A 25,621-nucleotide genomic window follows, 5' to 3' on the forward strand; every position below is an offset into this window, starting at 1 on the left:
CACCCCCACCCTTGATCCCTCCCCGCAAGGGGGAGGGTGTCGACTGCGCGGTCAGCGATTCAGAAAACCAAAACTTATCCCCGCCCCCAATTCCCGTGGCACCCTCTCCCCACCTATCCACGTCAGGCGGAGCTGCGCGAGCCGGCTCGTGGATGGCGGATTGGGGGGACCAGGGTTCGCGCCGGTCCCGGGCTGCGCGGATGGACCGTTCGGGCATGACACTACGGTGGCATGCTGACGGGTTGCGGTCTGCCTTCCGAGAAAAACCCATCGCATCGCGGCGAGGCTTGCTTCGCTTATTAAAAATTACATGAGGCAAGTCTCGCCGCATGCACGCTCCGCAATTACCCGCAGGTCTGATGGCCGTGCGGCGCACAGGCCTGCCTAACGGAACCGATTGCATCGGCATGGCTTGTTGTTACGCTGGGGACAATTCGGAGACTACCATCATGAAATGGCGCGGGCGCGAGCAGAGTTCCAACATCGAAGATCGACGCGGCCAGGGCGGCGGCGGGCTGGGCGGCATGGGCGGGAGCCCGTTTGGCCGTAGCGGCGGCATCCGCATTCCCACGGGCGGCGGATCGCGCGGCGGCATTGGCAGCCTGATCGGCATCGTCGTGGTGCTGGGTCTGGTCTGGATGGTCACCGGCACCAATCCGATCGACATTCTGACCGGCGGCTCAAGCAGCTCCGCCCCATCCTCGGCCAGTTCATCCAGCCGGGCGCCCACCACGGGCGATGAGGCCGAATTGCGCGACTTTGTCGGCGTGGTGATCAAGGAAACCGAGGATTTGTGGACCGAAGTGTTCCAGGCCTCGGGCGGGCAAAACTATCCCGAGCCGACCGTGGTGCTGTTCACCAATGCGGTGAACACCGCTTGCGGCGCGGCCGATTCGAGCACCGGACCGTTTTACTGTCCCGGCGACCAGAAGGTTTACATCGATCTGAGCTTCTACGATCAGCTGCGCGAGCAGTTCGGCGCGCCGGGCGATTTCGCCCAGGCCTATGTGCTGGCGCATGAAGTGGGCCACCACATCCAGAACATCACCGGCGTGCTGCCCGAGTTCAACCAGCGCCGCGCCTCGATGAGCGCGGAACAGGCCAATGCCTATTCGGTACGGGTCGAATTGCAGGCCGATTGCTATGCTGGCGTCTGGGCCAATTATGCCGGCCAGGAAGATTTGCTCGACAATGGCGATATCGAGGAAGCCCTCAACGCCGCCGAGCAGATCGGCGACGACACGCTGCAAAAACGCATGCAGGGCTTTGCCGTGCCCAAGACCTTCAATCACGGCACCTCGGCCCAGCGGAAAACCTGGTTCGAGCGCGGTTATACTTCTGGCAATCCCGGCGATTGTGATACGTTCACGGGCAACGTGTAACGATACAACCGACGGAATAGGCAGTGTTGGGCATTCCTGAGAGCATGATGCCGCATGTGCGGCGCTTCGGTTTTTCCGGCGCCATCGCGCTTGGCGTGGTGGTTGTCATGATCTTCGGCATCAATCCGGTGACGGTGCTCACCGGACAGGTGGCCCAGCCGCTGCCGCACACCACGCTGACCGCGCTCGACGCCATTGCGACGGGCGAGGGCCAGCCTGCCGATCTGGTCGATGCGGTGGGGCGCGAGGCCAATGGCTTTTGGGAACGCGCCTTCCGCAGCGCCGCCGTCTATTACCCGGCGGTGACGCTGACCCAGGTGGCCGATAGCAGCGCGCTGGGCTGCGGTCTGGCTGGCTCGGATATCGGCACTTTATATTGCCCGGAAGACAGCACGATCTATGTCGATATGGCGCGCTATGCCGAACTGGTCGCCGCCTTTCCCGAGCAGGGCCACAAGGCTGAGGGCTATCTGATCGGGCTGGCCTACGGCCATCACGTGCTGGCGGCGCTCGATGCCTATGACGAACTGGACGGACTTGAGCCGGCCCAGCGGAGCATCCTCGAACAACAACTCGGCGCCCGCGCCGCCTGCTATGGTGGCGCCTGGACCAAATGGGCGGGTCTGGAAATGTTGTTCGATGATCCGGCCATCGTGCGAGCGGTCGATTCGGTGGCCACCGGCCACGACGTCACCATTATGCCGTCACGCGCCGTCATCCCACGTGCGCTGACCCCACCCAGCGCCGCCTTCCGCAAACACGGCTTCGACCTCGGCTACGCCATCCCCGCCGCCGGCAGCTGCCGCACCGAGAAAATCGGCGAGCCGATCTAGCGGCGACTTGTCCCCGGGGTTGCTGGGGCGAGTAAGATTGATCGTTGAGGGGGAGAACGCCGAATATCACTGCACCCACCAAAAACGCGGTGTCATCCCGGCCTTGAGCCGGGACCCATCCTGAGATGGATCTACCGGCACGATCGGGGGATGGCCCCCGGCTCAAGGCCGGGTGACATCGTGGGTGGGGAGGTCCTAGCAGACGAAGTCCGGGCGGCTAGCCGCTTACGCCGCAGGCGCTACATATTCCGGGCGCTGCTCCATGCCCTTCTGGGCGCGGACATAGTTGAGGAAGCGCGTGAACAGATAGTGGCTGTCGCCGGGGCCGGGATTGGCCTCGGGATGGTACTGCACGGAGAAGATCGGCTTGCCATCGACCGACAGACCCGCATTGGAGCCGTCGAACAGCGAGATATGGGTCTCGGTGACGCCGGCCGGCAGGCTGTCCTTGTTGACGGCAAAGCCATGGTTCATCGAGGTGATTTCCACCTTGCCGGTGGTCAAATCCTTGACCGGATGGTTGGCGCCGTGATGGCCCTGATGCATCTTGGACGTGGTGGCGCCGAGCGCCAGGCCGAGCAATTGGTGACCGAGGCAGATGCCGAAGATCGGCTTGCCGGTTTCGATCAGCGTCTTGATCGCGGGCACGGCATATTTGCCGGTCGCTTCCGGATCGCCGGGGCCGTTGGACAGGAACACGCCATCGGGATTATGCGCCAGCACGTCGGCGGCGGTCGCCGTGGCCGGCAGCACCGTTACCCGAGCGCCCTGATCGGCGAGGCAGCGCAGGATGTTGCGCTTGGCGCCGAAGTCGATGGCGACGACGTGGAAATCGGGCTTTTCGAGCGTGCCGTAGCCCTTGTCCCATTCCCAGCCGGTCTGGTCCCAGTGATAGGTCTGCGCCGTGGTGACTTCCTTGGCGAGGTCGAGCCCGACCAGGCCCGGGAAAGCCTTGAGCTCCCCCATGATCGAGGGCTCATCGAAATACCCGTCCGGCGCGTGGGCGATGACGCCATTGGGCATGCCGTGTTCGCGGATCAGGGCGGTCAGGGCGCGCGTGTCGATGCCGGTGATGCCGATGATGTTACGCTTCTTGAGCCAGGCATCGAGCTTTTCGGTGGCGCGGTAGTTCGACGGATTGGTGATGTCGGCCTTGAGCACGACGCCGCGGACGCCGGACAGAGCAGCCATATTGACCGTCTCGATGTCCTCGTCATTGGTGCCGACATTGCCGATATGGGGGAAGGTGAAGGTGATGATCTGGCCCGCATAGGACGGATCGGTCAGCACTTCCTGATAACCGGTCATGGCGGTGTTGAAGCATACCTCGCCAGCGGCATGGCCAATGGCGCCGATGCCGCGGCCTTCCAGTCGCGTTCCGTCTGCAAGGATCAGAAGTGCGGTCGCGGGGGATTGCTGCCAGCCGGTCACGGTGGGCCTCCAAGGGTTTGGCAATGTCGATTGAGGCCTCGTATTAGAAGCCTGAACGCGGCAGCGCAAGTGGCGCGACCGCCTATTTATGCCTATATGGGGCCATCAAAATGCATAGCAAGAGGACCAGAACCCATGCGCGAACAGTTCACTGAGGGCCTCAAGACCGCGCTCAAGGCCCGGGATCAGCGCCGTACGGCAACGCTGCGGGCCATCACGGCAGCGATTCAGGACAAGGATATCGCCATCCGCACCGAGGATCGCGGGCCGGCGACCAATGAGGAAATCCTGACCATTATCCAGAAGATGGTCAAGCAGCGCGAGGAGAGCTTTGCCATCTATGCGCAGGCCGGCCGTGCTGACCTGGCGACAGTGGAAAAGGAGGAAATCGACATCCTCAATGAGTTCCTGCCCAAGGGGCTGACGGAAGAGGAAGTCGATGCGGCCATCAAGGCAGCCATTGTCAGCAGTGGTGCCGATGGCGCCAAGGATATGGGCAAGGTGATCGCCCAGCTCAAAATCGACTATCCCGGCCGAATCGATTTCGGCAAGGCCAGTGGCAAGGTGCGCGCGGCGCTGGCGGGCTAGAGGTTTACGCTACCAGCCGAACGGCATGGACACGGTTGCGGCCGGCGCGCTTGGCTTTGTAGAGGGCGCTGTCGGCACGACCGAGCAACTGCTCGAACTTCTCGCCTTCGTCGCCACTGATGGCGATGCCGGCACTGACGGTGGCCTGCACCGGTCCTGTTGGCGAGGGGACGGCGCTGCGCTCGAAGCTGTCGCGGATCTGTTCGGCCACGATGGCGGCCGAGCGGGATGATATCCGTCCGAACACGATGCAGAATTCTTCGCCGCCCAGCCGCGCAGCGATATCGTCGGGGCCGATGTTGGCCTCAACGATGCGCGCGAAGAGCTCCAGCACCTGATCGCCGATGGCGTGGCCAAGCCGATCATTGATGGCTTTGAAGTGGTCGAGGTCGATCATGATGATGGCGACGCCCGGTTCCACCGTCTTGCCGGATAGGGAATCGAACAAGGCTCGCCGATTGAGCATGCCGGTCAGTTGGTCGGTCATGGCCTGACGGCGATGATGGCGGGCAACGCGGAACTGGTTGAGGGTCACCGACAGGGCGCCGAATCCGGTCAGCCCGATAATGGCGGCAATGGCGTTGAAGTCCTCCGCCCAATTCTGCGGCAGGGCGGTCAGCACGAAATCCCCATCGAGCAAAAGCACGACGCCGCACAAGGCGAAGGAGACCGCCACCACGAAGTAGAGCGCCGCATTGGCGATCAGCGGCAAGGGGGCCTCCGCGCGTCCGGCCCAGTAATGCCGGCTCGCCATCAGGGTCAAAACGGCAATGCCGAAATTGGCGAGGCTGGTGCCAACGCCGGAATAGCCCAGGGCGAAAGCCAGGGCGATGGCGCCGGTGAAGCTGCCCCAGACCCCAAACGCTGTCGGCAGGGAGACCGTGCCGAGATGGAACTGATGCGCACCCACGTAAATCGCGGTAAAGCCGCTGACCAGCAGCACAAAGGCGCCAAGCTGCAGCATTGAATCATAGGGCGCGCCGGGGACGCTGAACAGCACGACGCCGAGCACGACCAGGCCCATGCCGACGGCCCAGCTGAGCAAATAGGTGTCGCCACGCGCCCCGATCCAGCTGACCAGCAGCGTCATCGTCAGCGCCGTGCTGGAAAAGCCGATCGCTGTCAGCAGTGAGATCTGGTCTAAAAGCATCATCGCATCCGCACGGAGCTGTCCCGCAGATTTGCGGAATCATCTCTTGGGGGAGCTTTAGCAAAGCCTGACCCGATCACGCCCTGATGACGTGCGTTGTGGTGAGCAGAGTCTTAGCGCAGTGTTATTCCGCCGTGTTAGCAACCGGGGCTGGCGGCAGCAATCCCTGGCGATTCTCCCATATCAGGGAGGTGACGGCGATCGCTGCAGCCACACAGAGCGCCACGGCGCCGATCAGCGGCAGGTTGCGATAGCCAAAGCCGGCTTCGAGCAGGCTGGCGCCCAGCACGGCGCCGATGGCAATGCCGATATTGAAGCCGGTCGGGATCAGTGCCGAGGCCAGATTGGGGGCATCGCTGGCCCAGGCCAGTACGCGCGACTGCACCGGCGAGCCGAAGGCGAAATTGACCCCGCCCCAGAGCACCACGGCGACGGCCATGAGCAGCGGATCGGGGCTGACGACATAGAGCAGGACAAAGGCCAGCGCCTGCAGGCACAGGATGACGATCAGGGAGGGCATCAGCTTCCAGTCCGCCAGTCGCCCGCCGATGAACACGCCGATGGTCGAGCCAATGCCATAAAGCAGCAAAATCCACGGCAGGATGCCAACCGACAGCCCGGTCACCTCAAGCAGCAGCGGCGCAATATAGGTGAAGAGGCTATACTGGCCGATCATCACCAGGACGACGATGGCCAGCGAGGTGACGATCTGTTGACGGCCCAGCGCCTTGAACTCGCGCAGGAGGCTGCCGCTGGTGCTGGCTTCGCCGGTGCGGGCGGGCAGGAACAGCGCAATGCCAAGCGTGGCGATGAGGCCGAGCGCTCCGACGGCCCAGAAGGTGGCGCGCCAGCCCAGCGCAGTGCCGATCGCCGTGCCGGCAGGGACACCGAGAATATTGGAGACGGTAAGACCCGACAGGATCAGCGCCACGGCAAAGCCGCGCCGGTCGGCCGGCACCAGATTGACTGCGACGATGGCGGCGATGCCGAAATAGGTGCCGTGGACCACCGAAACCAGAACGCGCGCCAGCATCAGCAGTTCGAAATTGGGCGCCAGGGCGCACAGCGCCTGACCGATGGTGAAGCTGCCCGCGAGCAGCAGGATCAGCGTCTTGCGTGACATCTTCTTGGTCGCCACCGCCAGCAGCGGCCCGCCAATAGCGATGCCGATGGCATAACCCGTAACCAGATAGCCAGCGATCGGGATGGTCACGCCCAGTCCGGTGGCCACATCGGGCAACACGCCGGCGATGACGAATTCAGCGGTGCCGAACGCGAAGGCGGCAAGAAACAGGGCGATGAGGGGAAGCGACATGATCAATCCGCCAGAGGCGGGCCTTCAATTAAAGCAGCCTCAAACCACGGACAGGCACTGGCTGCAATCAACAATATGCCGTCGCCGCTTTAGATAATCTCCATTGGCAGTGGCTTTGGCCTCGCCGCCAACTGCGCTACACTTCTCGCGGGGTAGCGCGGCGAGTCCGCATAATGGAGGCAATAATGGCGGTTTCGGCTGAGACGAAGAAGCGGTTTGCGCTGGCGACGGCGCTGCGGGGCGTATTGATGTTGCTGGCGGGTCTTTACGCCATCATCTGGCCGGGCGAAGCACTCACCGTGATGGTGCTGGCCGGTGGTATTCTGCTGGTCATCGACGGGGTTCTGGGGCTGTGGAGCCTGACCTTTGGTGGCGGCAAAAGCGGCAATTACTGGTTTGACGTCGTCGGCAACGCTCTGTCGCTGATGCTGGGTATCCTGATCCTGATCAGCCCGCTGCTGGCGACCATCTTCACCGTCACCTTCATGGCCAGCCTGGTCGGTATCGCGGCGCTGGTCGTGGGCATCATGCAGATCGTGGTGATCGTCCGCGAGCGCGAGCATTATGCCCGCATCTGGCCGGTGGTGCTGTCCGGTGTCTCTTACATCCTGCTTGGCCTAGTGTTCCTGTTCTTTCCGCTGATTGCCAGCGCCACGGCGGTGATCTTCGGCGGTGTGCTGCTGGTGATCTTTGCCTTTGGCCTGTTCGGCTGGGCGTGGCGGCTCTATCAGCGCAGCAAGGCGGCGTGAGGCTGTGAACAACAGGGATAAGTGCGGGCGTGGGGTGACTTGGGGCCGCTGAATGCCTAGGTACCTAGCATGCGCTTTTCCGACCAGTTCCTCGACGAAATCCGTCAACGCCTGCCAATCACGCAGGTGGTGGGCGAGCATGTGCTGTGGGACAAGCGCAAGAGCCAGCCGGCCAAGGGCGATATGTGGGCCTGCTGCCCGTTCCATGGCGAAAAAAGCCCCAGCTTCCACGCCGATGACCGGCGTGGCATCTATCACTGCTTCGGTTGCGGGGTGTCGGGAGACCACTTCAAGTTCCTGATCGAAAAGGCCGGGATGAGCTTTCCCGAGGCGGTGGAAAAGCTTGCGAGCATGGCCGGCGTGCCGATGCCGGCCCGCGACGAACGACAGGAAAAGCGCGAGGCGGAGCGCAAGAGCCTGATCGACGTCATGGAGCTGGCGACGAAATATTTCGAGGCGGCGCTGCAGCACAATATCGGGGCGCGGGCGCGGGGTTATCTGCTGGAGCGCGGGGTTTCCTCGCAAAGCCAGACACGGTTCCGCATCGGCTTTGCCCCGGAGAGCCGCAATGGCCTCAAGGAGCATCTGGCGCAGAACGGCGTCTCGGCACAGGACATGATCGATACCGGGCTGGTCGCCAGCCGCGATGGAGATGCCCTGACCTATGACCGGTTCCGCAATCGCGTGATGTTCCCGATCACCGATTTTCGCGGGCGGGTCATCGCTTTTGGTGGGCGCGCCATGTCGGCTGACGTGCCGGCCAAATATCTCAACTCGCCCGAGACCGAGCTCTTTCACAAGCGGCAGACGCTGTATAACGGTCAGACCGCAAGGCAAGCGGCGCGCGACGGCAGCACTGTCATCGTGGTGGAAGGCTATCTCGACGTTATCGCAGCAGTAGCCGCTGGCTTTGAGGGCACAGTCGCACCGTTAGGCACCGCTCTAACCGAAGAGCATCTGCAACTGTTGTGGCGCATGTCGCCCGATCCGGTGTTGTGTTTCGACGGCGATAAGGCCGGTCTCAAGGCCGCCGAGCGGACGGCTGATATCGTCGTGCCGCATCTCAAGCCCGGTTTTACCGTACGAATCGCCACTCTTCCCGAGGGGCAGGACCCCGACGATCTGATCAAGGCGCAGGGGCGGGGCGCTTTCGCCGATGTTATCGACCGGGCCCGCAGCTTGTCGGACGTGATCTGGAGCATGGAAACCGGCGGGCTGGTACCGGAAACTCCCGAGGCCCGGGCGGCCTTGCAGCATCGGCTGCGCGAGCGTTCCAACACCATTCAGGATAGCTCGGTGCGGTTTCACTACGCGCAGGCGTTCGATGAGAAACTGCGCGCCTTCTTTGCGCCGGTGCGGCAGAACCGCTTCGAACCGCGTGGCGGTCAGCAGCGCTATGGGCAGAGCGGCGCCTATGGCTACCCGGCTCGGGGCACGCCGCGGCTGGTGGTTTCCGACACGCTGCGCAATTCGCGCCTGCTCAAACCAGGCTCGGTGGCCGAGGCGACGCCGCGCGAAGCAACCATCATTCTGACGCTGGTCAATCATCCGGCGCTGGTGGAAGACAAGTTCGAGGTGCTGGCGGCGATCGATTTCGACACGGTGATTGCGCAAAAAGTGATGACCGAAATTTTGAGTCTCGCCGTGCGCCATCACGATATCTCGTCCGACGACCTCAAAGCGGCGCTTGGCGTGCGTGGCCACGGCCCAACGCTGGACAAAATGAGCGACGTGCTGACCCGCCAGGGCGTGTGGCAGATGGCCTCAGAGATCGCTCTGGTCGATGCTGAGACCGGATTGAGTCACGCCTTGGCCTTGCATAACAAGAAAGTTCAGCTAAATAGGGAACTCAAGGCAGCCGAAGCGGCGCTGGGCGAAGACCCGAGCGAAGAAACCTTTGAAAGGCTGCGAGACATCAAGAACCAGATTACCACTGTCGATGGCACAGAGGCATTGATCGAAGGATTTGGTTCGTTATCGGGACGCGCGACACGCAGTTTTTAGGGGCAGCTCTAAAAATTAGCGAGTACGCGCGATTTTGCATGTGGCGAGATGTGCAGCAATCCTGGGGCGAACCTGGTCGCATTTTCAGGCGTTAACGTCTGAGTGACCAAACCTTTACCTTGCCTTGAGGTGTCACCACTTAAAGCCTTACCCGGACCCGAGCGCACGGGTACCGACGGAGTACCAGATGGCCACGAAGGCAGCACCCAAGACGACTAAGGAAACCGAGAAGCCGGAAGCCGGCGCCCCCGAGGCGACGAATGATTCCCCGCTGCTCGACCTTTCCGATGCCGCTGTAAAGAAGCTCATCAAGGTCGCCAAGAAGCGCGGCTACGTGACTTATGAAGAGCTGAACGCGGTCATGCCGTCGGACGAAGTGTCGTCCGAGCAGATCGAAGATTTCATGTCCATGTTCTCGGATATGGGCATCAACGTCGTCGACGAAGACGAGGTCGAAGAGACCGAAGTCGAGAAGGACGAGGAAGATCAGGGCCAGGAGGTCGCTCCGGCCACCGGCACTGCCGTTTCCACCACCTCCAATACCAAGGCCGGCGCTGACCGCACCGATGACCCGGTGCGCATGTATCTGCGCGAAATGGGTTCGGTCGAGCTGCTGAGCCGCGAAGGCGAAATCGCCATCGCCAAGCGCATCGAGGCCGGTCGCGAGACCATGATCGAAGGGCTATGCGAAAGCCCGCTGACCTTCCAGGCCATCATCATCTGGCGCGACCAGCTGGCGGCAGGCGAAATCCTGCTGCGCGACATTATCGATCTCGAAGCCACCTATGCTGGTCCCGACGCCAAGCAGGCGGCGCCGAACCCGGAACTGGTGAACCTCAACGCCGCGCCCAAGCCGGACGCAGTCGCTGAAAAGCCCAAGACGGCCGCGCCCAAGAGTGCCGCGGGCGAGGACGAATACGTGCCCGAGGAGCCGCAGGCTCCCCAGGACCCGGCCCCCGATGATGACGATGACGAGTTCGAAAACGCGCTGTCGCTGTCGGCGATGGAAGCCGAGCTCAAGCCGCAGGTCGTGGAAACCTTTGATCGCATCGCCGAAGCCTATGGCAAGATGCGCGAGCTGCAGGACAAGCACGCCGAGGATCGTACTGCCTCGGTGTCCGATGCCGACCGCAAGAAGATCGACGCGTTCCGTGGCGAAGTGATTGCCGACGTCAAGTCGCTGTCGCTCAATAACGGTCGTATCGAAAATCTCGTCGAGCAGCTTTACGACATCAACAAGCGTCTGGTGAAGCTGGAAGGGCGCCTGCTGCGTCTGGCCGAGAGCTATGGCGTCAAGCGCGAGAAGTTCCTTGAAAGCTACTATGGCCAGGAAGTGAACCCGGCTTGGGAAGCTGGCCTTGCCAGCTTTGACGGCAAGGGCTGGGCGGAATTCGCCAAGCGCGAAGTCGATACCATCCGTGAGATCCGTGGTGACGTGGCGACGCTGGCGACTGAAGCCGGCCTCAATATCGGCGAATATCGCCGCATCGTGCACAAGGTGCAGAAGGGCGAGCGCGAAGCTGCGATCGCCAAGAAGGAAATGGTCGAGGCCAATCTGCGTCTCGTGATTTCCATCGCCAAGAAATATACCAACCGTGGCTTGCAGTTCCTCGATCTGATCCAGGAAGGCAATATCGGCCTGATGAAGGCCGTGGATAAGTTCGAATATCGCCGCGGCTACAAGTTCTCGACCTACGCCACCTGGTGGATTCGTCAGGCGATCACCCGCTCGATCGCTGACCAGGCGCGCACCATTCGTATTCCGGTGCATATGATCGAGACGATCAACAAGATCGTTCGTACGTCGCGCCAGATGCTGCACGAAATCGGCCGCGAGCCGACCCCCGAGGAACTCAGCGAAAAGCTGCAGATGCCTTTGGACAAGGTGCGCAAGGTGCTCAAGATCGCCAAGGAGCCGATCTCGCTCGAAACGCCGATCGGCGACGAGGAAGACTCCAACCTGGGCGATTTCATTCAGGACGTGAATGCGATCCAGCCGATCGATGCGGCGATCCAGTCCAACCTGCGCGAGACCACCACCCGCGTGCTGGCGTCGCTGACGCCGCGCGAGGAACGTGTGCTGCGCATGCGCTTCGGCATCGGCATGAACACCGACCATACGCTCGAAGAGGTGGGTCAGCAGTTCTCGGTGACCCGCGAGCGTATTCGTCAGATCGAGGCCAAGGCGCTGCGCAAGCTCAAGCACCCGAGCCGCAGCCGCAAGCTGCGCAGCTTCCTCGACAACTAGGTCTTTAAACCGGGCCATCCCCGCGAAAGCGGGGATCTCCATATCTGGGGCGGCTCACGAATACGGGATATCCCGGGGAATGTTCAGACGATGACGGCAGTCCCCGCCCGCCTCAAACTCACCAGCATCCGGGCCATCGTCCCGTTCAAGCTGGTGGTGACGTTTTCCGATGGTTCGTCCGGCACATTCGATGCCGCGCCGATGATCGGGGAGCGGGGTGAGGGAACGGAACCATTGCGGGACCGGCGCTTCTTTGGCACGGTCGAACTGAAAAATGGCGTGCCGACCTGGCCGAACCACTTTGATGTCTCGCCGGATTGGCTGCGCGAGGAAATGGAAAAACGCGGCGTATTGCAATTGCCGCTACCGGTCCGCCGCAGGCGCTAACCGCGACGAAAGAGGAGACGAACCATGTCGTTTTGGAAGAACCTGTTCGGTGGTGGAGCATCGAGCCAGGAGCCGGCCGGCGACAAGGTGTTCGGCGAAGAAAGCTACAAGGGCTTTCTCATCAAGGCGATCGAGATGAAAGTCGGCAGCGAGCTACAGCTGGCCGGGATCATTGAAAAGGACATCGGCGGCGAGCTGAAGACCTATCGCTTCGTCCGCGCCGACCGCATGAGTTCACGCGACGACCTGCATGTCCTGGCCATCGCCAAGGGACGGCAGATCATTGATGAGCAGGGCGAAGCGATCTTCCGCTAGCCGCGACCAACCCATTTTTTTGACATTACCGGCGCTCGCGGCCCCAATAAGGGTCCTGCGAGGCCGTATTGTCGCATTTAGGAGTAAGACCCATGGCCAGAAAGCCAACCGCCCGCAGTGAATTCGTGATGTTCGACATCATCTATGAAGACGGCAGCCAGCGTTCCAACCGCAAGGTGGATGCCAGCCTGCTGGGTGGTCTTGACGGCGACGAGCCGGCCCGCACCGCCATCATGGACCAGGACCGCGCCATTTCGGAAAAGTCCGGCCTGCCGCCGTTGCAGATCAAGTCGATCCATCGCTCGGGCAAATAGGCCGCACAGGTCTAGCCGGCCAGCGCCTTGTCGACTGCCGGCTTGACCACGGTGCCGTAGAGTTCAATCGCCTGCATCACCTTGGCGTGCGGCAGTGTGCCGACGCTGAGCTGCAGGCCAAAGCGATCGTGTTTGAACCATTCGTGCTGCATCAGGATCTTGTCGATGATTTCCTGCGGCGACCCCATGAAATAGGCACCCTGCGGGGTGGCCCCGGCGTCGAATTGGGCGCGGTTGGTCGGCGACCAGCCGCGTTCCTTGCCGATACGGTCCATGGCAGCGCTGTGGGCCGGGTAGGCGATGTCGCGGGCGTCCTGGCTGTCGGCGGCGATGAAGCCGTGCGAGCTGATGCCGACTGGCGTGGTGAGCGGCCGGCCCACTTTCTCTAGCGTATCCCGATAAAACTGCACCAGCGGCGCGAACTGCTTGGGCTGGCCGCCAATGATGGCGATCATCAGCGGCAGGCCGTAATAGGCCGCACGGGCCACTGAATTGGGGGTGCCGCCGACGGCGATCCAGACCGGCAGGGGGTGCTGCACCGGCTGGGGATAGATCTCGATGCCGGGAATGGGCTTGGTGTTGGCGCTGCCCGGCCAGGCGACCTTGCCGCCCTCGCGGATCTTGAGCAGCATTTCGAGCTTTTCCTCGAAAAGGGTGTCGTAGTCCTCAAGATCGTAGCCGAAGAGCGGGAAGCTCTCGATGAAGGAGCCGCGACCGGCCATGATTTCGGCGCGGCCATTGCTGAGCAGGTCGAGCGTGGCGAATTGCTGCCAGACGCGGATCGGATCTTCCGAACTCAGCACGGTGACGGCGGTCGACAGGCGAATGGATTTGGTGCGCGCGGCGGCGGCGGCCAGAATGGTCACCGGCGCGGAGGCGACGTAATCGGGGCGGTGATGCTCACCCAGGCCGAAGAAGCTGAGGCCGAGCTGATCGGCCAGCTCGATTTCTTCGAGCAGGTCCTTGAGCCGTTCGGCGGGGCTTTGCAGCGCATTGCCGTTCAGCGCATCCGGGGTGTTTTCGGCAAACGAATATAGTCCGAGTTCCATCGGGGTGACTCCTGGTTGGGCCACAGATGGCTTGCCGATGCGGCGCAATCAAGAACGCACACCGGTGTAACCGCGCGTCCGGGGACGCGCGGTTGGTAGCAATCAGACGTTGCTGCCCGATGGGGTATAGGCGAATGGCGAAACGGGCGCCGGCGCCGGCTCGGGGGCTTTTTCGCCGGCAGCCTTGTGGATTTCGGCGACCAGAGCGGGGGCGAGCTTGAGCTTGCTGGCCAGCGCATCGAGATAGGCCCGCTCCGAGGCGGTATCGGCAGTGATGGCCACCAGGGACGCTGCGTAAATTTCGGTGGCGTGTTCAGGCGTATCGGCGCGGGCGACCACGGCGTTGATGTCGAGCGGGGTGGAGAGTTCGTCGAATACCCAGGCCTTTTCCTCGGGGGAGAGGCTCATGGTTTCCAGCTTGCCGAAGATGGCTTCCTTTTCGTCGGCGTCGATGCGGCCATCGGCCTTGGCGGCGGCAATCATGGCGCGCACCAGGGTCTTGCCCAGCTCTTCCTGGCCACGCGCGTCGCCGGCGGCGGGAATGAAGGCATCCTGCCCGTGGTCGGTAGCTGGAGCGCCCTGCTGGGTGCGCTGATAGTTCTGCCAGGCACTATAGGCGAGGCCACCCACGGCGGCGACAGCGCCGAGCTTGGCGGCATTGCCGGCCAGCTTGCCCAAGCCGCCACCGCTGAGCAGCATGCCGGCCGCCAATCCGGCAGCGCCGGTCATAGCGGTGCGCTTGGCATTGGGGTCGTTCTGGAGGGCTTTGACGATCTGGTCGATATTGAACATGGAGGTTCCCTGCTTTGTTGTCCGCAAATGGGGATGCCGTGAGGCCGGCGCAAGGCGGAACAGTAGACAAAAGTAAGACCCCGGTGGGGCGACCGGGGTCTCTTTCAGGACGGCATCAGAGGGAGGGCTGATGCGCCCCGGGAGATGTAACCGTCGTGGTTAGACGGCGGGTACGGCAGGTTCCGCAGCAGGCTCAGCGGCCGGGGCGGGCGTCGTGGCCGGAGGCGCTTCAACGGCGGGGGCCGGCGTTGCCGGGGCAGCATCAATCGCCGGAGCCTGGGTCATCGGGGCGGCGTCAGGGACCGCCGGGGTTTCAGTCATCGGGGCCGGGGTAGGGCTGGCGGGCGATTCAATCGCCGGAGTGCCGGTCGCCGGGGTCGACGGGCCAGAGTTGGCCGAGAAAACCAGATATCCAATGGCCAGCAAGGCCAGGACGACGATGATGCCAACAAACCAGCCCGTGCCATTGCTTTCGCGGGTGTACACAGTCCGGTTGGTATCATTCGTATAAACGGGATCGCGTTCAGGGATAGCCATGATTTCGCTCCTTTGTTTCACCGTATGACAAAGAAACGCGGGCTTTTTGTTTTCGTTCCCAATTACGTGATCACGACATGCGCCATGGGTCGCTGGCCGATTTTTGCTGACTGTTCAAGGAATTAGAGCGCAGTTTTCGCCTGCGTTGGGGCAAAACAGCGGCTAAAAACCAAGGTTTTTTCTGTCTTTTTGGTCGCTGGACAGCAAAAGGCCGGGCGCTGGGCCCGGCCTTTCATCGTTGAGTTGGTCTGCCGGCGTCAGTTGCTGGCGACGGTGATCAGCGGCGTGATGCGGCGGATGGTGACGCGACGGTTTTCGCGTTCTGCCGCTTCGGTGCGGATCTTGAGGTAGCGTTCGCCATAGCCCTGGGTCGCCAGGTTTTCCGGCGGCACGCCATAGAAGTCGCTCAGGATGCGCGCCACGGTGGCGGCGCGTAGGTCCGACAGGCCCAGATTGGAGATTTCCGAGCCCACAGCATCGGTGTGGCCTTCGATGAGGAAGGTTTCACCGGGGTTGTTGGCCAGCAGGGCCAGCATGGCGTTGGCGACGCTGGACAGCGCTCCGACCTGGTCGCGGCCGATGGTGGCTGCGGCAGTATCGAAGGTCAGGCCGCCGACTTCGAGCTTGCGCACGCTGTCGCGGACACGGGACGAACGCTTCACCTCGTCGATCGAATAGAGGCGGGCAACCTGCTCAACCGGCGGCTGGGCGAAGAAGACTTCCACTTCGTTCTCGTCGGCGAATTTGGCGTCGAGAACGTAATCCCGAACCGGGATATTCAGGCGTAGCGGCGGCAGGTCTTGGCCCGGGTCACGCCAAGTGTTCAGGTCGTTGTCGTAGCGGTCGTCGAAATAGGCCAGCACATATTCACGGCCTGCCGGGTCGATACGCGAACGGCGCAGGATATCGCCGTTGCGATTGCGGACGGTCACGATCTGGCTGCCATCCGGGCGGCTGATGGTTTCACGCACCCGGCCATTGCTCAGATTTTCGTAGAAGATCTCGTCCTGCTGCGGATTGTAGAACCGGTCGGTATCCTGACCGATCGAGTTGACGATCAACTGCGTGCCAACCTGCATGATGACCTGGGTGATCGCTTCGCCCGTGGTCAGCGCCTGCACATTATTTTGCTGCACATTGACGTTGTTCTGCTGCACGTTCACGTCGACATTGGTGACCGAATTGTCGACCGTGTTGTTCTGGGTGTTGTTGGTCGTATTGTTGGTGACGTTGTTCGTCGTGCTATTGTTGACGACATTGTTGTTGACCACGGTCTGGTTGATGATCGTGACATTCTGCGGCAGTTGCTGGGGCGCTTCCTGCTGCTGGATCACCAGTTCAGCTGGGGTGATGGCCGTGCCCTGTTCTTCCACCACCGAGATCATCGGCTCGGCCTTGAGGTCCTGAATGGACTGGGCCTGGGCGGACTGGTCGTCAACCGGGGGCGGGGCCAGGGGCGTGGTGTCGACCGGCTGCGCAGGCTGCTCGGCGGCGCCTGGGGCGGCCACTTCAGCATCCTTGGCACTGTCGAGTACTGGTGCAACCTGGTCTGCGGTGATGCCGGGCGGCAGCTCTTCAATGGCTTCAGCCGGGGCATCCACCACCACTTCAGCCGGGGCATCTACCACAGGCTGATCGGCCGGCGGGGGCGCTACGGGTTCAGCAGCGGGCGGCGCGACGGGCGCAGCCGGTTCGGGCAGGCTCGGTACGGTGGGCAGGCTCAGGCCATAGGTGGCCAGGCAGGCATTGATGTCGTTCTGGCCGATAGCGGCGCAGAGATTGGTAATCTCCTGCTGGGCGGCGTCCATCTTGGCCCGTGCAGCGGCGGCATCGCCACCGGAGAGCAGTTCGGCGACGGCGTCATTATAGAGATTGACCTGTTCCTGCAGGGCCGGCGCGATATCGGTCTGCGCTGCGGGTGCCTCGGGCACAGGCACTGGTGCCGGCGCGACCTGCTCCGGCGCGGGGGCAGGGGCGACCTCAACGGGAGCGGCAGGCTCGGCAGGAGCGGCAGGAGCCTCAACGGGGGCTTGAGCAGCAGCGGCGGCAGCCTCTGCGGCAGCTTTGGCTTCAGCGGCCTGTGCGTCGGCGGCTGCCTGCGCGTCGGCTGCAGCCTGAGCATCGGCGGCTGCCTGTGCGTCAGCTGCTGCCTGGGCATCGGCAGCGGCTTGCGCCTCTGCGTCGGCGGCAGCCTTGGCTTCAGCTGCCTGTGCGTCTGCGGCCGCCTGAGCGTCGGCTGCGGCCTGTGCGTCAGCTGCTGCCTGTGCATCAGCCGCGGCTTGGGCCTGTGCGTCTGCGGCAGCTTTGGCTTCAGCGGCCGCCTGAGCTTCAGCTGCGGCCTGTGCGTCAACCTGCGGGTCGACGGGCGCGGCAGCGGGAGCTGCGCCGCTCGACAGCGCAGCGACACACTCGTCGATGCTGGAATAGCCGTTGACGATGCAAAGTTCGGTCAGAGTGCCTTGTGCGGCTTCGAGCGCGGCTGCGTCACCGGACGCCTGGGCGGCTGCATAGGCCTGATAGGCAGCGACGAGATCGCCATCCTGCGCACGCACGGTCAGGGGCATCAGGGCCATGAGGCCGATGCTGGTGCCGGTCAGGAGCCAGTTTCTAAGGCGCATTGTTCTTTTCCTTTATGTCGATTGACACTTGAGCCCAGCATCGCGAGGCCAGCCTGAACGCAAACTGAATGGATCGGCCAGCCGCCGTGGCAATGCAATTACCCCGTAAGCCCCGAAACGCCTGGGGTATGCGATGGTTCCGCTTCGGGCGCTGCAGACCGTGACGTCCCGATCATGGCGCCAATACGGCGAAGTGGACGGATCGGGGCGGTGTAGCGCTGGTGAGGCGCAGACGATCATGGTACGGCCAAAGGATGCAACAGGCGGTCGATACGCTCACCATTCCGACGCAAGGGCCGGGGCTCTATGAGTTCACCGACGCTCTGCGCCGGTTCGTGACCGATGCCGACGTGGCGACCGGGCTGATAACGGCCTTTGTGCGCCACACCTCGTGCTCGCTGTTGATCCAGGAAAATGCCGACGCGGACGTGAAAATCGATCTGGACGGCTTTTTCAAGCGGCTCGTGCCGGAGGGTATGGACTGGCTGGTCCACACCACCGAGGGACCGGACGATATGCCAGCGCATATCAAGGCGGCGTTGACGCAGACTTCCATCGGCATACCGGTGGTTGAGGGGCAGCCGGTGTTTGGCATCTGGCAGGGGATTTATCTTTTCGAGCACCGCCGTCGCCCGCATGGGCGCGAGGTGGTGCTGCATCTTATCGGAGATCGTTGATGGATTTGACGGCGATGCTGGCCTATTGGCCCTTCGTGCTGGGGCTGATGGCGACGGGAGTGGTGTCGGGCATCGCTGCCGGACTGCTGGGCATCGGGGGCGGGGCGATCATCGTGCCGGCGCTGAGCACGGCGCTGCTGCTGCTCGGCTATGACAGCGATGTGGTGCAGCATGTGGCGGTGGGCACCTCGCTCGCCATCATCATCCCCACCGGCATCATGAGTGCCCGGGCGCATTACAAGCGCGGCGCGCTGGACCTCAAGGTGCTGCGGTTATGGACGCCGTTCATCGTCGCCGGGACCTTTATCGGCGGGCTGATGGCCGGATATTTCTCCGGCGACGTGCTACGCATCGTGTTTGCCATCATGGCCTTCGTCATCGCCGGCAATATCGTCTTCGCCTTCCAGACCAAATTGATGGGTCACCTCAAAAGCTCGAACCCGACGCATCGGGCCTCGGCCTTTGTGGTGGGCTATATCTCGTCGCTGATGGGGATTGGCGGTGGTTCGCTGACGGTGCCGACGCTGGTGGCGTTCGGCGCGACCATGCATGCGGCTGTGGGGACCTCAGCGGCCGTTGGGGTAGCGATTGCCGTGTCCGGCACGCTGGGCTTCATCATTTCGGGTTGGGGCGCCACGGGGCTTCCTCCGCTCAGCCTGGGCTATATCAATCTGGTGGCGCTGGTGCTGGTCGCCGTGCTGGCCGCAGTATTTGCCCCACTGGGCGCGGCGCTGGCGCATCGGCTGGACCAGAAGACGCTGAAATATGTCTTCGCCACCTTCCTCGTGATCGTGGGCCTCAACATGCTGTGGAAGGTGGTGATGGGGTAGCGATACCCTAGCCACCAAAACAAAACCCCGCTGGCGCGGGGTTTTGCTGGATCAGGTTGGTGGGGACGGGTGACTACGGTATTTCCGTCCGTCCCCACCGACCCAGCCCCCTCGGAAGGGGTATGGGTGTTACTTCTTGGTGTCTTCCAGTTCCCACTGGACGACAACGTTGATTGCAAAGGCCAATTCGCCCGCCTCGACCGGAACCGGAGCGCTGGCAGCCATATCGGCCCGGGCATACATGGGGTAGGGCTGGGGCTGATTGTAGCCCTGGGTCTCGGAAATCGACTCAATCTCATCAAGTCGGCCACCAGCAGCGGTGGCATAAAGCTCGGCCTTGGCGCGGGCATCGGCAAAAGCGGCCTTGCGGGCCTCGTCATAGAGGGCGGAGGGATCGGCGACGGCAAAGCTCACGCCGTTGATGGTGTTGGCGCCGACGGTCACCGATTTGTCGAGAATGGTTCCCAGTGCGTCGAGCTGGCGCACGGCGACGGTCACAGTGTTGCTGACCTGGTAGCCGTTGATCTTGGGCGGCAGGGTGTAGCCATTGTCGTCGCGCGCGTCGCTATAGACATAGTTGGGGTTGACCGAGAAGCCCGAGGTCTGGATGTCGCGGGCTTCGATGCCGGTGGCCTTGAGGGCGGCGATCAGCTCGGCCATCGCGGCCGTGTTGGCGTCGAGCGCTTCGCGGGCGGTGGCGCCCTGCGTGGTCACGCCGGAGCTGATCTGCGCCATATCCGGGGCTGCCATGACCTCGCCGCGCCCCTCAATGCTGATGGTGCCGGCATAGGCGGGGAGCGCCAGACCGGCGACAAGGGCGAAAGGAACAAGGGCAGCAAGGTGGCGCATGATAGACTCCATCTGGTTGTGAGGGACTAATCCCCATCCATTGCGTCAGTATTGCGGCGCAGCTGAACCGAACTTGAACGGCGCTGTGGACATTGGTTCATCGCCAAAAGTATGACTTATGAGACTTGCGTTTAGAGGCGGCGGTGGGTACTCACTGCCCTGACATTTTAGGGGCGGAACATGGGCGACAGGCATTATCCCGACGGTACTCTGGTGGGGCGCGCCCGCGTTCCGGGCCATGCGCATCCTCGTATCGTCACGGTCCGCGATGGCGATCTGATCGATATCACGGCCCGTGGTTTTGCCACGGTGCGCGATATTGCCGAGAGCGGCAATGCGGCCCAGCACGTACAGAGTGCAACCGGCAAAAACCTCGGCAGCGTTGCGGCAGTGCTGGCAAATTCGGCCTCCGTAAGCCCTGACAGCGCCCTGCCAAGCCTGCTGTCGCCCATCGATTTGCAGGCGATCAAGGCTTCGGGGGTGACCTTCGTCGTTTCCCTGCTGGAACGCGTGATCGAAGAGCAGGCGCGTGGCGATAAATCGCGTGCCGATGCGCTGCGCGGGGAGATTCTCGAGCTGATCGGCATGGATTTGTCCGAGCTGGTGCCGGGGTCGGACGCGGCGATGAAGGTCAAGGCGGCGCTGATCGAGAAGGGCGTGTGGAGCCAGTATCTCGAAGTGGGGATCGGGCCGGACGCCGAGATCTTCACCAAGGGACAGCCAATGAGTTCAGTGGGTTATGGCGCCGAGGTGGGATTGCATCCGGTGTCGAGCTGGAACAATCCGGAGCCGGAAGTGGCGCTGGTGGTGACCAGCAAGGGCGAAATCATCGGCGCGACTTTGGGCAATGACGTCAATCTGCGCGACGTCGAGGGCCGCTCGGCGCTGCTGCTGGGCAAGGCCAAGGACAATAATGCCTCGGCTTCGCTGGGGCCGTTCATCCGCCTGTTCGACGGCGATTTTACGCTGGAAACGGTCAAGCAATCCGAGATTGCGCTGCGGGTCGAGGGCGAGGACGGCTTCGTGCTGGACGGGCATTCCTCGATGAGCCAGATCTCGCGAACCCCGGAATCCCTGGTGGCTGCGACCATTGGCGGGCATCACCAATATCCTGATGGGCTGGTGCTTTACCTGGGCACGATGTTCGCTCCGGTGAAGGATCGCGGCGGCGTCGGCAAGGGCTTTACCCACAAGCTCGGCGACGTGGTTGCCATCTCGACTTCGACGCTGGGCACCCTATCTAACAGGGTGAACCTCTCCACCAAATGTCCGCCCTGGACCTATGGCGCCAGCCATTTGCTGCGCGACCTGGCCAAGGCCGATCTTCTTTAGCTCCCTCCGAAAGGCACTCCCAAATGGCTGAATTGCACAAGAATCTGATCAATGGCGAATGGGTGGGTTCCGACGGGATCGAGAACATCAATCCGTCGAATACCGCTGAAGTTGTGGGGGTTTACGCCCGCGCTACCGTCGAAGACACCAAGCAAGCCATTGCTGCTGCCAAGGCTGCATTCCCGGCCTGGTCGCGTTCGGGCATTCTGGAGCGTCATGCGATCCTCAGCAAAGCCAGTCAGGAAATCCTGCAACGCAAGGCAGAGCTTGGGGAATTGCTCAGCCGTGAGGAGGGCAAGACCCTGCCCGAGGGCATCGGCGAGGTGACCCGCGCGGCGCAAATCTTCGATTTTTTCGCAGGCGAAGTCTTGCGGCAAGCTGGCGAAGTTCTTGCGTCTGTCCGCCCCGGCGTGGGTGTGGAAATCACCCGTGAGCCGGTCGGGGTGATCGGCATCATCACGCCGTGGAATTTCCCGATCGCCATCCCGACCTGGAAGATCGCGCCGGCGCTGGCCTATGGCAATACCGTGGTGATCAAGCCGGCCGATCTGGTGCCGGGCTCGACCTGGGCGATTGTCGATATCCTGGTGCGGGCCGGCCTGCCCAAGGGTGTGCTTAACCTGGTGATGGGCAAGGGCTCGGTGGTCGGCCAGACCATGCTCGACAGCAAGGACGTCAACGCCATCAGCTTCACCGGCTCGGTGGGCACCGGCAAGCGCGTTGCGGCGGCTTCGATTGAGCATAACCGCAAGTTCCAGCTTGAGATGGGCGGCAAAAACCCGACCGTGGTGCTCGACGACGCCGACCTCAAGGCCGCCGTCGAGAGCGTGGCACAGTCGGCGTTTTTCTCGACCGGGCAGCGTTGCACGGCATCGTCGCGCGTCATCGTCACCGAAGGCATCCACGACAAGTTTGTCGAGGCACTGGCCGAGCGGACGCGCAATCTGCGGGTCGGTCATGCGCTGGACGCGAATTCCGAAATCGGGCCGGTGGTTGACCCCAGCCAGCTCAAGCAGGACACCGACTATATCGCCATCGGCAAGGCCGAAGGCGCCAAGCTGGTGGCCGGTGGCGAATTGGTGAAGTCGGCGACCGAAGGCTATTTCCTGCAGCCGACGCTGTTTACCGAAGCGACCAATTCGATGCGCATCAGCCGCGAAGAGATCTTCGGGCCGGTGGCTTCGGTCATCCGGGTCAAGGATTATGACGAAGCACTGGCCACGGCCAATGACACCGAGTTCGGCCTCAGCGCCGGCATCGTCACCACCTCGCTGAAATATGCGACGCATTTCAAGCGCAATGCCGAAGCCGGTATGGTGATGGTCAACGTGCCGACCGCCGGCGTCGATTTCCACGTGCCGTTCGGGGGCCGCAAGGGCTCGAGCTACGGCCCGCGCGAGCAGGGCAAGTATGCGGCGGAGTTCTTCACCGTGGTGAAGACGGCTTACACCGCAGCCGGCTAATCCGCGCTGCGATGAGTTTGACCCTCGGGCCCGGCCCGAGGGTTTTTTTATGCCCGAGCGTTTTCACATAGCGGACCAGCCACTTAGTGGCTGGCGAAGCAGAGCATTCTCTCCCATTGTGGGCTTGGTTCGGCCACATGGCGGAGCTAGAGGCGATGTGAAGCGGGAGAGTGCGTAATGGCTGAGCGAATGTCCGTGCTGGCACCGTTTAAGCACGAGACCTTCCGGCTGCTGTGGACGGCGACGCTGGTATCGAATCTGGGCGGGCTGGTGCAGTCGGTGGGCGCCGGCTGGATGATGACCACGCTGACGGACTCGCACAACATGGTGGCGCTGGTGCAGGCGTCGACCACGCTGCCGATCATGGTATTTTCCTTGGCCTCGGGTGCGCTGGCCGATAATTTCGACCGCCGCATCGTCATGATCATCGCCCAGATCGGGCTGGCGCTGGTTTCGGCGGTTCTGGCGGTGATGGCGTTCATGGGGCTGCTGACGCCCTGGCTGTTGCTCAGTTTTACCTTTCTCATCGGCTGCGGCACGGCGTTGTTCAACCCGTCCTGGCAGGCTTCGATGGGCGATATCGTGCCCCGGCACGACCTGCCGGGCGCGGTGACGCTCAACGCCATGGGCTTCAACATGATGCGCAGCGTCGGCCCCGCGGTTGGCGGGGTGATCGTGGCGCTGGCCGGTGCGGCGGCCGCCTTCGCGCTCAATGCGCTGAGCTATCTGCCGCTGACGGTGGCGCTGCTGCGCTGGAAGCCGGATTACGTGCCAAACCGGCTGCCGCGCGAAGATTTCGGCAGCGCCATCCTGGCGGGGCTGCGCTATGTGTCGCTGTCGCCAAACCTGACGACGGTGCTGTTTCGCAGCTTCCTGTTCGGGCTGGCTGCGGTGTCGATTTTGGCGCTGCTGCCTTCGGTGGCGAGTGAATATGTGGGCGGCGGCCCGATGGTCTATGGCACGCTGCTGGGCTGCTTCGGGCTGGGGGCGATTGGCGGCGCGTTTCTCAATGGCCGTATTCGCGAGCGGTTCAGCAATGAAGTGATCGTGCGGTTCGCCTGTGCCGGCTTTGCCATCAGTTGCGTGGGGCTCGGGCTGAGCCGCGATCCGCTGCTGAGCCATCTGGCGCTGCTGCCCGCGGGCGGCTGCTGGGTGCTGGCGATGTCGCTGTTCAATGTCTCGATCCAGCTGTCGTCGCCGCGCTGGGTGGTGGGGCGGGCTCTCTCGCTGTATCAGACCGCCACGTTCGGCGGCATGGCGATGGGTAGCTGGGTCTGGGGAGCCAGCGCGGATGGCTTCGGGCTGGGGGCCGCCCTGGTGATGGCGAGCCTGGTGCTGCTGGTGTGTGGGCTGGTCGGGTTCCGGCTGCCGCTGCCGGAGTTCAATTCGCGGGACCTCAACCCGCTCGACACCTTCAATGAGCCGGTCCTGAAACTCGATATGCGACCGCGCAGCGGGCCGATCATGGTGATGATCGATTATCGCATCGCCCAGGAAGACATTCCGCGCCTGCTCTCGCTGATGGCGGCGCGGCGCCGCATCCGTATCCGCGACGGGGCCAGGCAATGGGCGCTGCTGCGCGATCTTGAACATCCCGATATCTGGACCGAGTCCTATCACGTGCCGACCTGGATCGACTATGTGCGGCACAATCTGCGGCGCACCAAGGCGGATGCGGAGAATAGCGAGCAGCTGCGGGCGCTGCATCGGGGGACCGAGCCGCCGAAGGTGCATCGGCTGATCGAACGGCAGACGGTGCCGCTGAGCGATGATACGCCGTTAAGGGATATTCCGGAGGTTTGAGGGGGCACCCCTCAGACGTGTAGAGATTTGGCCCACCCACGATGTCACCCCGGCCTTGAGCCGGGGCCCAGCCTGAAATGGAACCGGTGGCTGGATCTCAGGATGGGTCCCGGCTCAAGGCCGGGATGACACCGCGTTTTGGGGTGGGATGGTGCTCACCCGTGGGTTTACGCCACCTGGGCGAAGCGTTCGTCGAAGGCGTAGCCGGCGCCGCGGACGGTGCGGATCGGGTCGGTGTCCTTGCCGCGATTGATGGCGCGGCGGAGGCGGCCGATATGCACGTCGACGGTGCGCTCATCAACATAGACGTCATTGCCCCAGACGCCATCGAGCAATTGTTCACGCGAATAGACGCGGCCGGGGTGGCGCATCAGATATTCGAGCAGGCGATATTCGGTGGGGCCGAGATGGACGTCGCGGCTGGCGCGGCGGACGCGGTGGGTGGTGCGGTCGAGTTCGAGATCACCAACCTTGAGCGCAGCAGTAACCAGATTGGGATTGGCGCGGCGCAACAGCGCGTGGATGCGGGCCATCAGTTCGGGGACCGAGAAGGGCTTGACCACATAGTCGTCGGCCCCGGTGGCGAGGCCCCGGACGCGCTCTTCTTCCTCGCCGCGGGCGGTGAGCATGATGATCGGCACGCGGGCGGTTTCCTCGCGGGCGCGGAAGCGTCGGCACAGTTCGATGCCGGAGATTTCGGGCAGCATCCAATCGAGCAGGATCAGGTCGGGCAGCTTGTCCTGGACCGCCTGCTGGGCCTCGTCGCCGGTTTCGGCGGTGACGACGGCAAAGCCTTCGGCTTCCAGATTATAGCGCAGCAGGATGGCGATATCGCCTTCGTCTTCGACAACGAGAATGGTGGCGGGCATGGGGGGCTCCCCTTGGGCCGGCGCGCCGGCGTTCGATTTGTATCTCCCTCCCCCTTGAGGGGAGGGCTGGGGAGGGGGTGGTTTGG

At 63.0% G+C, this 25,621-nt stretch carries 23 protein-coding genes; 14 read left to right on the forward strand and 9 right to left on the reverse strand.

Going from position 1 to position 25,621, the window contains the following annotated elements; all coding sequences use genetic code 11:
- Positions 1–449 precede the first annotated feature (449 nt).
- Entirely contained in the window at positions 450–1,382 is a 933-nt protein-coding gene (gene ypfJ / locus ACX3OZ_RS16090; RefSeq protein WP_459096041.1) for a KPN_02809 family neutral zinc metallopeptidase, read from the forward strand.
- Positions 1,383–1,405: 23 nt separating this feature from the next.
- Positions 1,406–2,215, forward strand: a complete 810-nt coding sequence (locus ACX3OZ_RS16095) for a neutral zinc metallopeptidase (RefSeq protein WP_459096042.1) — start codon at positions 1,406–1,408, stop codon at positions 2,213–2,215.
- A 225-nt stretch (positions 2,216–2,440) separates the two neighbouring features.
- Here ACX3OZ_RS16095 and carA read toward each other — a convergent pair whose 3' ends face one another.
- Complete coding sequence (carA, locus tag ACX3OZ_RS16100; protein WP_459096043.1) at positions 2,441–3,646, reverse strand: glutamine-hydrolyzing carbamoyl-phosphate synthase small subunit; 1,206 nt, start codon at positions 3,644–3,646, stop codon at positions 2,441–2,443.
- Positions 3,647–3,781: 135 nt separating this feature from the next.
- On the opposite strand from carA, the gene ACX3OZ_RS16105 reads away from it, so the two are divergent.
- Positions 3,782–4,234, forward strand: a complete 453-nt coding sequence (locus ACX3OZ_RS16105; protein ID WP_459096044.1) for a GatB/YqeY domain-containing protein — start codon at positions 3,782–3,784, stop codon at positions 4,232–4,234.
- A gap of 4 nt (positions 4,235–4,238) precedes the next feature.
- On the opposite strand, the gene ACX3OZ_RS16110 is transcribed toward ACX3OZ_RS16105, so the two are convergent.
- Both ACX3OZ_RS16110 and ACX3OZ_RS16115 read right to left on the reverse strand, forming a co-directional pair.
- On the reverse strand, positions 4,239–5,384 hold the full coding sequence (locus tag ACX3OZ_RS16110; protein WP_459096045.1) for a GGDEF domain-containing protein: 1,146 nt from the start codon (positions 5,382–5,384) through the stop codon (positions 4,239–4,241).
- Positions 5,385–5,508: 124 nt separating this feature from the next.
- Positions 5,509–6,699 (reverse strand): MFS transporter, encoded by a 1,191-nt coding sequence (locus ACX3OZ_RS16115; protein WP_459096046.1) that lies wholly within the window; start codon positions 6,697–6,699, stop codon positions 5,509–5,511.
- Positions 6,700–6,884: 185 nt separating this feature from the next.
- Between ACX3OZ_RS16115 and ACX3OZ_RS16120 the strand changes: the two genes are divergently transcribed.
- The 6 genes from ACX3OZ_RS16120 to ACX3OZ_RS16145 all read left to right on the forward strand — a co-directional run bounded on the left by ACX3OZ_RS16120 (position 6,885) and on the right by ACX3OZ_RS16145 (position 12,716).
- Positions 6,885–7,448, forward strand: coding sequence for an HdeD family acid-resistance protein (locus ACX3OZ_RS16120; RefSeq protein WP_459104889.1), 564 nt, complete (start codon positions 6,885–6,887; stop codon positions 7,446–7,448).
- Positions 7,449–7,517: 69 nt separating this feature from the next.
- Positions 7,518–9,452: a DNA primase gene (gene dnaG, locus ACX3OZ_RS16125; protein ID WP_459096048.1), complete on the forward strand. Its 1,935-nt coding sequence runs from the start codon at positions 7,518–7,520 to the stop codon at positions 9,450–9,452.
- A gap of 187 nt (positions 9,453–9,639) precedes the next feature.
- Entirely contained in the window at positions 9,640–11,700 is a 2,061-nt protein-coding gene (gene rpoD, locus ACX3OZ_RS16130) for an RNA polymerase sigma factor RpoD (protein WP_459096049.1), read from the forward strand.
- A 90-nt stretch (positions 11,701–11,790) separates the two neighbouring features.
- Positions 11,791–12,087: a DUF2442 domain-containing protein gene (locus tag ACX3OZ_RS16135; protein ID WP_459096050.1), complete on the forward strand. Its 297-nt coding sequence runs from the start codon at positions 11,791–11,793 to the stop codon at positions 12,085–12,087.
- 24 nt (positions 12,088–12,111) lie between these two features.
- On the forward strand, positions 12,112–12,402 hold the full coding sequence (locus ACX3OZ_RS16140) for an HlyU family transcriptional regulator (protein WP_459096051.1): 291 nt from the start codon (positions 12,112–12,114) through the stop codon (positions 12,400–12,402).
- A gap of 92 nt (positions 12,403–12,494) precedes the next feature.
- A complete protein-coding gene (locus ACX3OZ_RS16145) occupies positions 12,495–12,716 on the forward strand; it encodes a hypothetical protein (RefSeq protein WP_459096052.1) in 222 nt (73 codons plus the stop codon).
- 11 nt (positions 12,717–12,727) lie between these two features.
- On the opposite strand, the gene ACX3OZ_RS16150 is transcribed toward ACX3OZ_RS16145, so the two are convergent.
- From ACX3OZ_RS16150 to ACX3OZ_RS16165, 4 genes are all read right to left on the reverse strand, one after another.
- The gene (locus ACX3OZ_RS16150; protein WP_459096053.1) at positions 12,728–13,765 is read right to left on the reverse strand and encodes an LLM class flavin-dependent oxidoreductase; all 1,038 of its coding nucleotides are present in this window, start codon (positions 13,763–13,765) and stop codon (positions 12,728–12,730) included.
- 102 nt (positions 13,766–13,867) lie between these two features.
- A complete protein-coding gene (locus ACX3OZ_RS16155) occupies positions 13,868–14,557 on the reverse strand; it encodes a tellurite resistance TerB family protein (protein ID WP_459096054.1) in 690 nt (229 codons plus the stop codon).
- 159 nt (positions 14,558–14,716) lie between these two features.
- On the reverse strand, positions 14,717–15,094 hold the full coding sequence (locus ACX3OZ_RS16160) for a hypothetical protein (RefSeq protein ID WP_459096055.1): 378 nt from the start codon (positions 15,092–15,094) through the stop codon (positions 14,717–14,719).
- A gap of 257 nt (positions 15,095–15,351) precedes the next feature.
- Complete coding sequence (locus tag ACX3OZ_RS16165; RefSeq protein WP_459104890.1) at positions 15,352–17,712, reverse strand: OmpA family protein; 2,361 nt, start codon at positions 17,710–17,712, stop codon at positions 15,352–15,354.
- 254 nt (positions 17,713–17,966) lie between these two features.
- Between ACX3OZ_RS16165 and ACX3OZ_RS16170 the strand changes: the two genes are divergently transcribed.
- Together ACX3OZ_RS16170 and ACX3OZ_RS16175 are read left to right on the forward strand one after the other, a co-directional pair.
- On the forward strand, positions 17,967–18,389 hold the full coding sequence (locus ACX3OZ_RS16170; RefSeq protein WP_459096057.1) for a secondary thiamine-phosphate synthase enzyme YjbQ: 423 nt from the start codon (positions 17,967–17,969) through the stop codon (positions 18,387–18,389).
- Complete coding sequence (locus tag ACX3OZ_RS16175) at positions 18,389–19,219, forward strand: sulfite exporter TauE/SafE family protein (protein WP_459096058.1); 831 nt, start codon at positions 18,389–18,391, stop codon at positions 19,217–19,219. Before ACX3OZ_RS16170 ends, ACX3OZ_RS16175 begins: the two co-directional genes overlap by 1 nt.
- Before the next feature lie 129 nt (positions 19,220–19,348).
- Here ACX3OZ_RS16175 and ACX3OZ_RS16180 read toward each other — a convergent pair whose 3' ends face one another.
- The gene (locus ACX3OZ_RS16180) at positions 19,349–20,068 is read right to left on the reverse strand and encodes an SIMPL domain-containing protein (RefSeq protein ID WP_459096059.1); all 720 of its coding nucleotides are present in this window, start codon (positions 20,066–20,068) and stop codon (positions 19,349–19,351) included.
- 180 nt (positions 20,069–20,248) lie between these two features.
- On the opposite strand from ACX3OZ_RS16180, the gene ACX3OZ_RS16185 reads away from it, so the two are divergent.
- The 3 genes from ACX3OZ_RS16185 to ACX3OZ_RS16195 all read left to right on the forward strand — a co-directional run bounded on the left by ACX3OZ_RS16185 (position 20,249) and on the right by ACX3OZ_RS16195 (position 24,666).
- Entirely contained in the window at positions 20,249–21,400 is a 1,152-nt protein-coding gene (locus ACX3OZ_RS16185; protein ID WP_459096060.1) for a fumarylacetoacetate hydrolase family protein, read from the forward strand.
- A gap of 23 nt (positions 21,401–21,423) precedes the next feature.
- The gene (locus ACX3OZ_RS16190) at positions 21,424–22,863 is read left to right on the forward strand and encodes an aldehyde dehydrogenase family protein (RefSeq protein ID WP_459096061.1); all 1,440 of its coding nucleotides are present in this window, start codon (positions 21,424–21,426) and stop codon (positions 22,861–22,863) included.
- Between the two features lie 177 nt (positions 22,864–23,040).
- Positions 23,041–24,666, forward strand: coding sequence for an MFS transporter (locus ACX3OZ_RS16195; RefSeq protein ID WP_459096062.1), 1,626 nt, complete (start codon positions 23,041–23,043; stop codon positions 24,664–24,666).
- A 167-nt stretch (positions 24,667–24,833) separates the two neighbouring features.
- On the opposite strand, the gene phoB is transcribed toward ACX3OZ_RS16195, so the two are convergent.
- Positions 24,834–25,535 (reverse strand): phosphate regulon transcriptional regulator PhoB, encoded by a 702-nt coding sequence (gene phoB, locus ACX3OZ_RS16200; protein ID WP_459096063.1) that lies wholly within the window; start codon positions 25,533–25,535, stop codon positions 24,834–24,836.
- Positions 25,536–25,621 lie beyond the last annotated feature (86 nt).

It is taken from the genome of Devosia sp. A369, assembly GCF_054489345.1.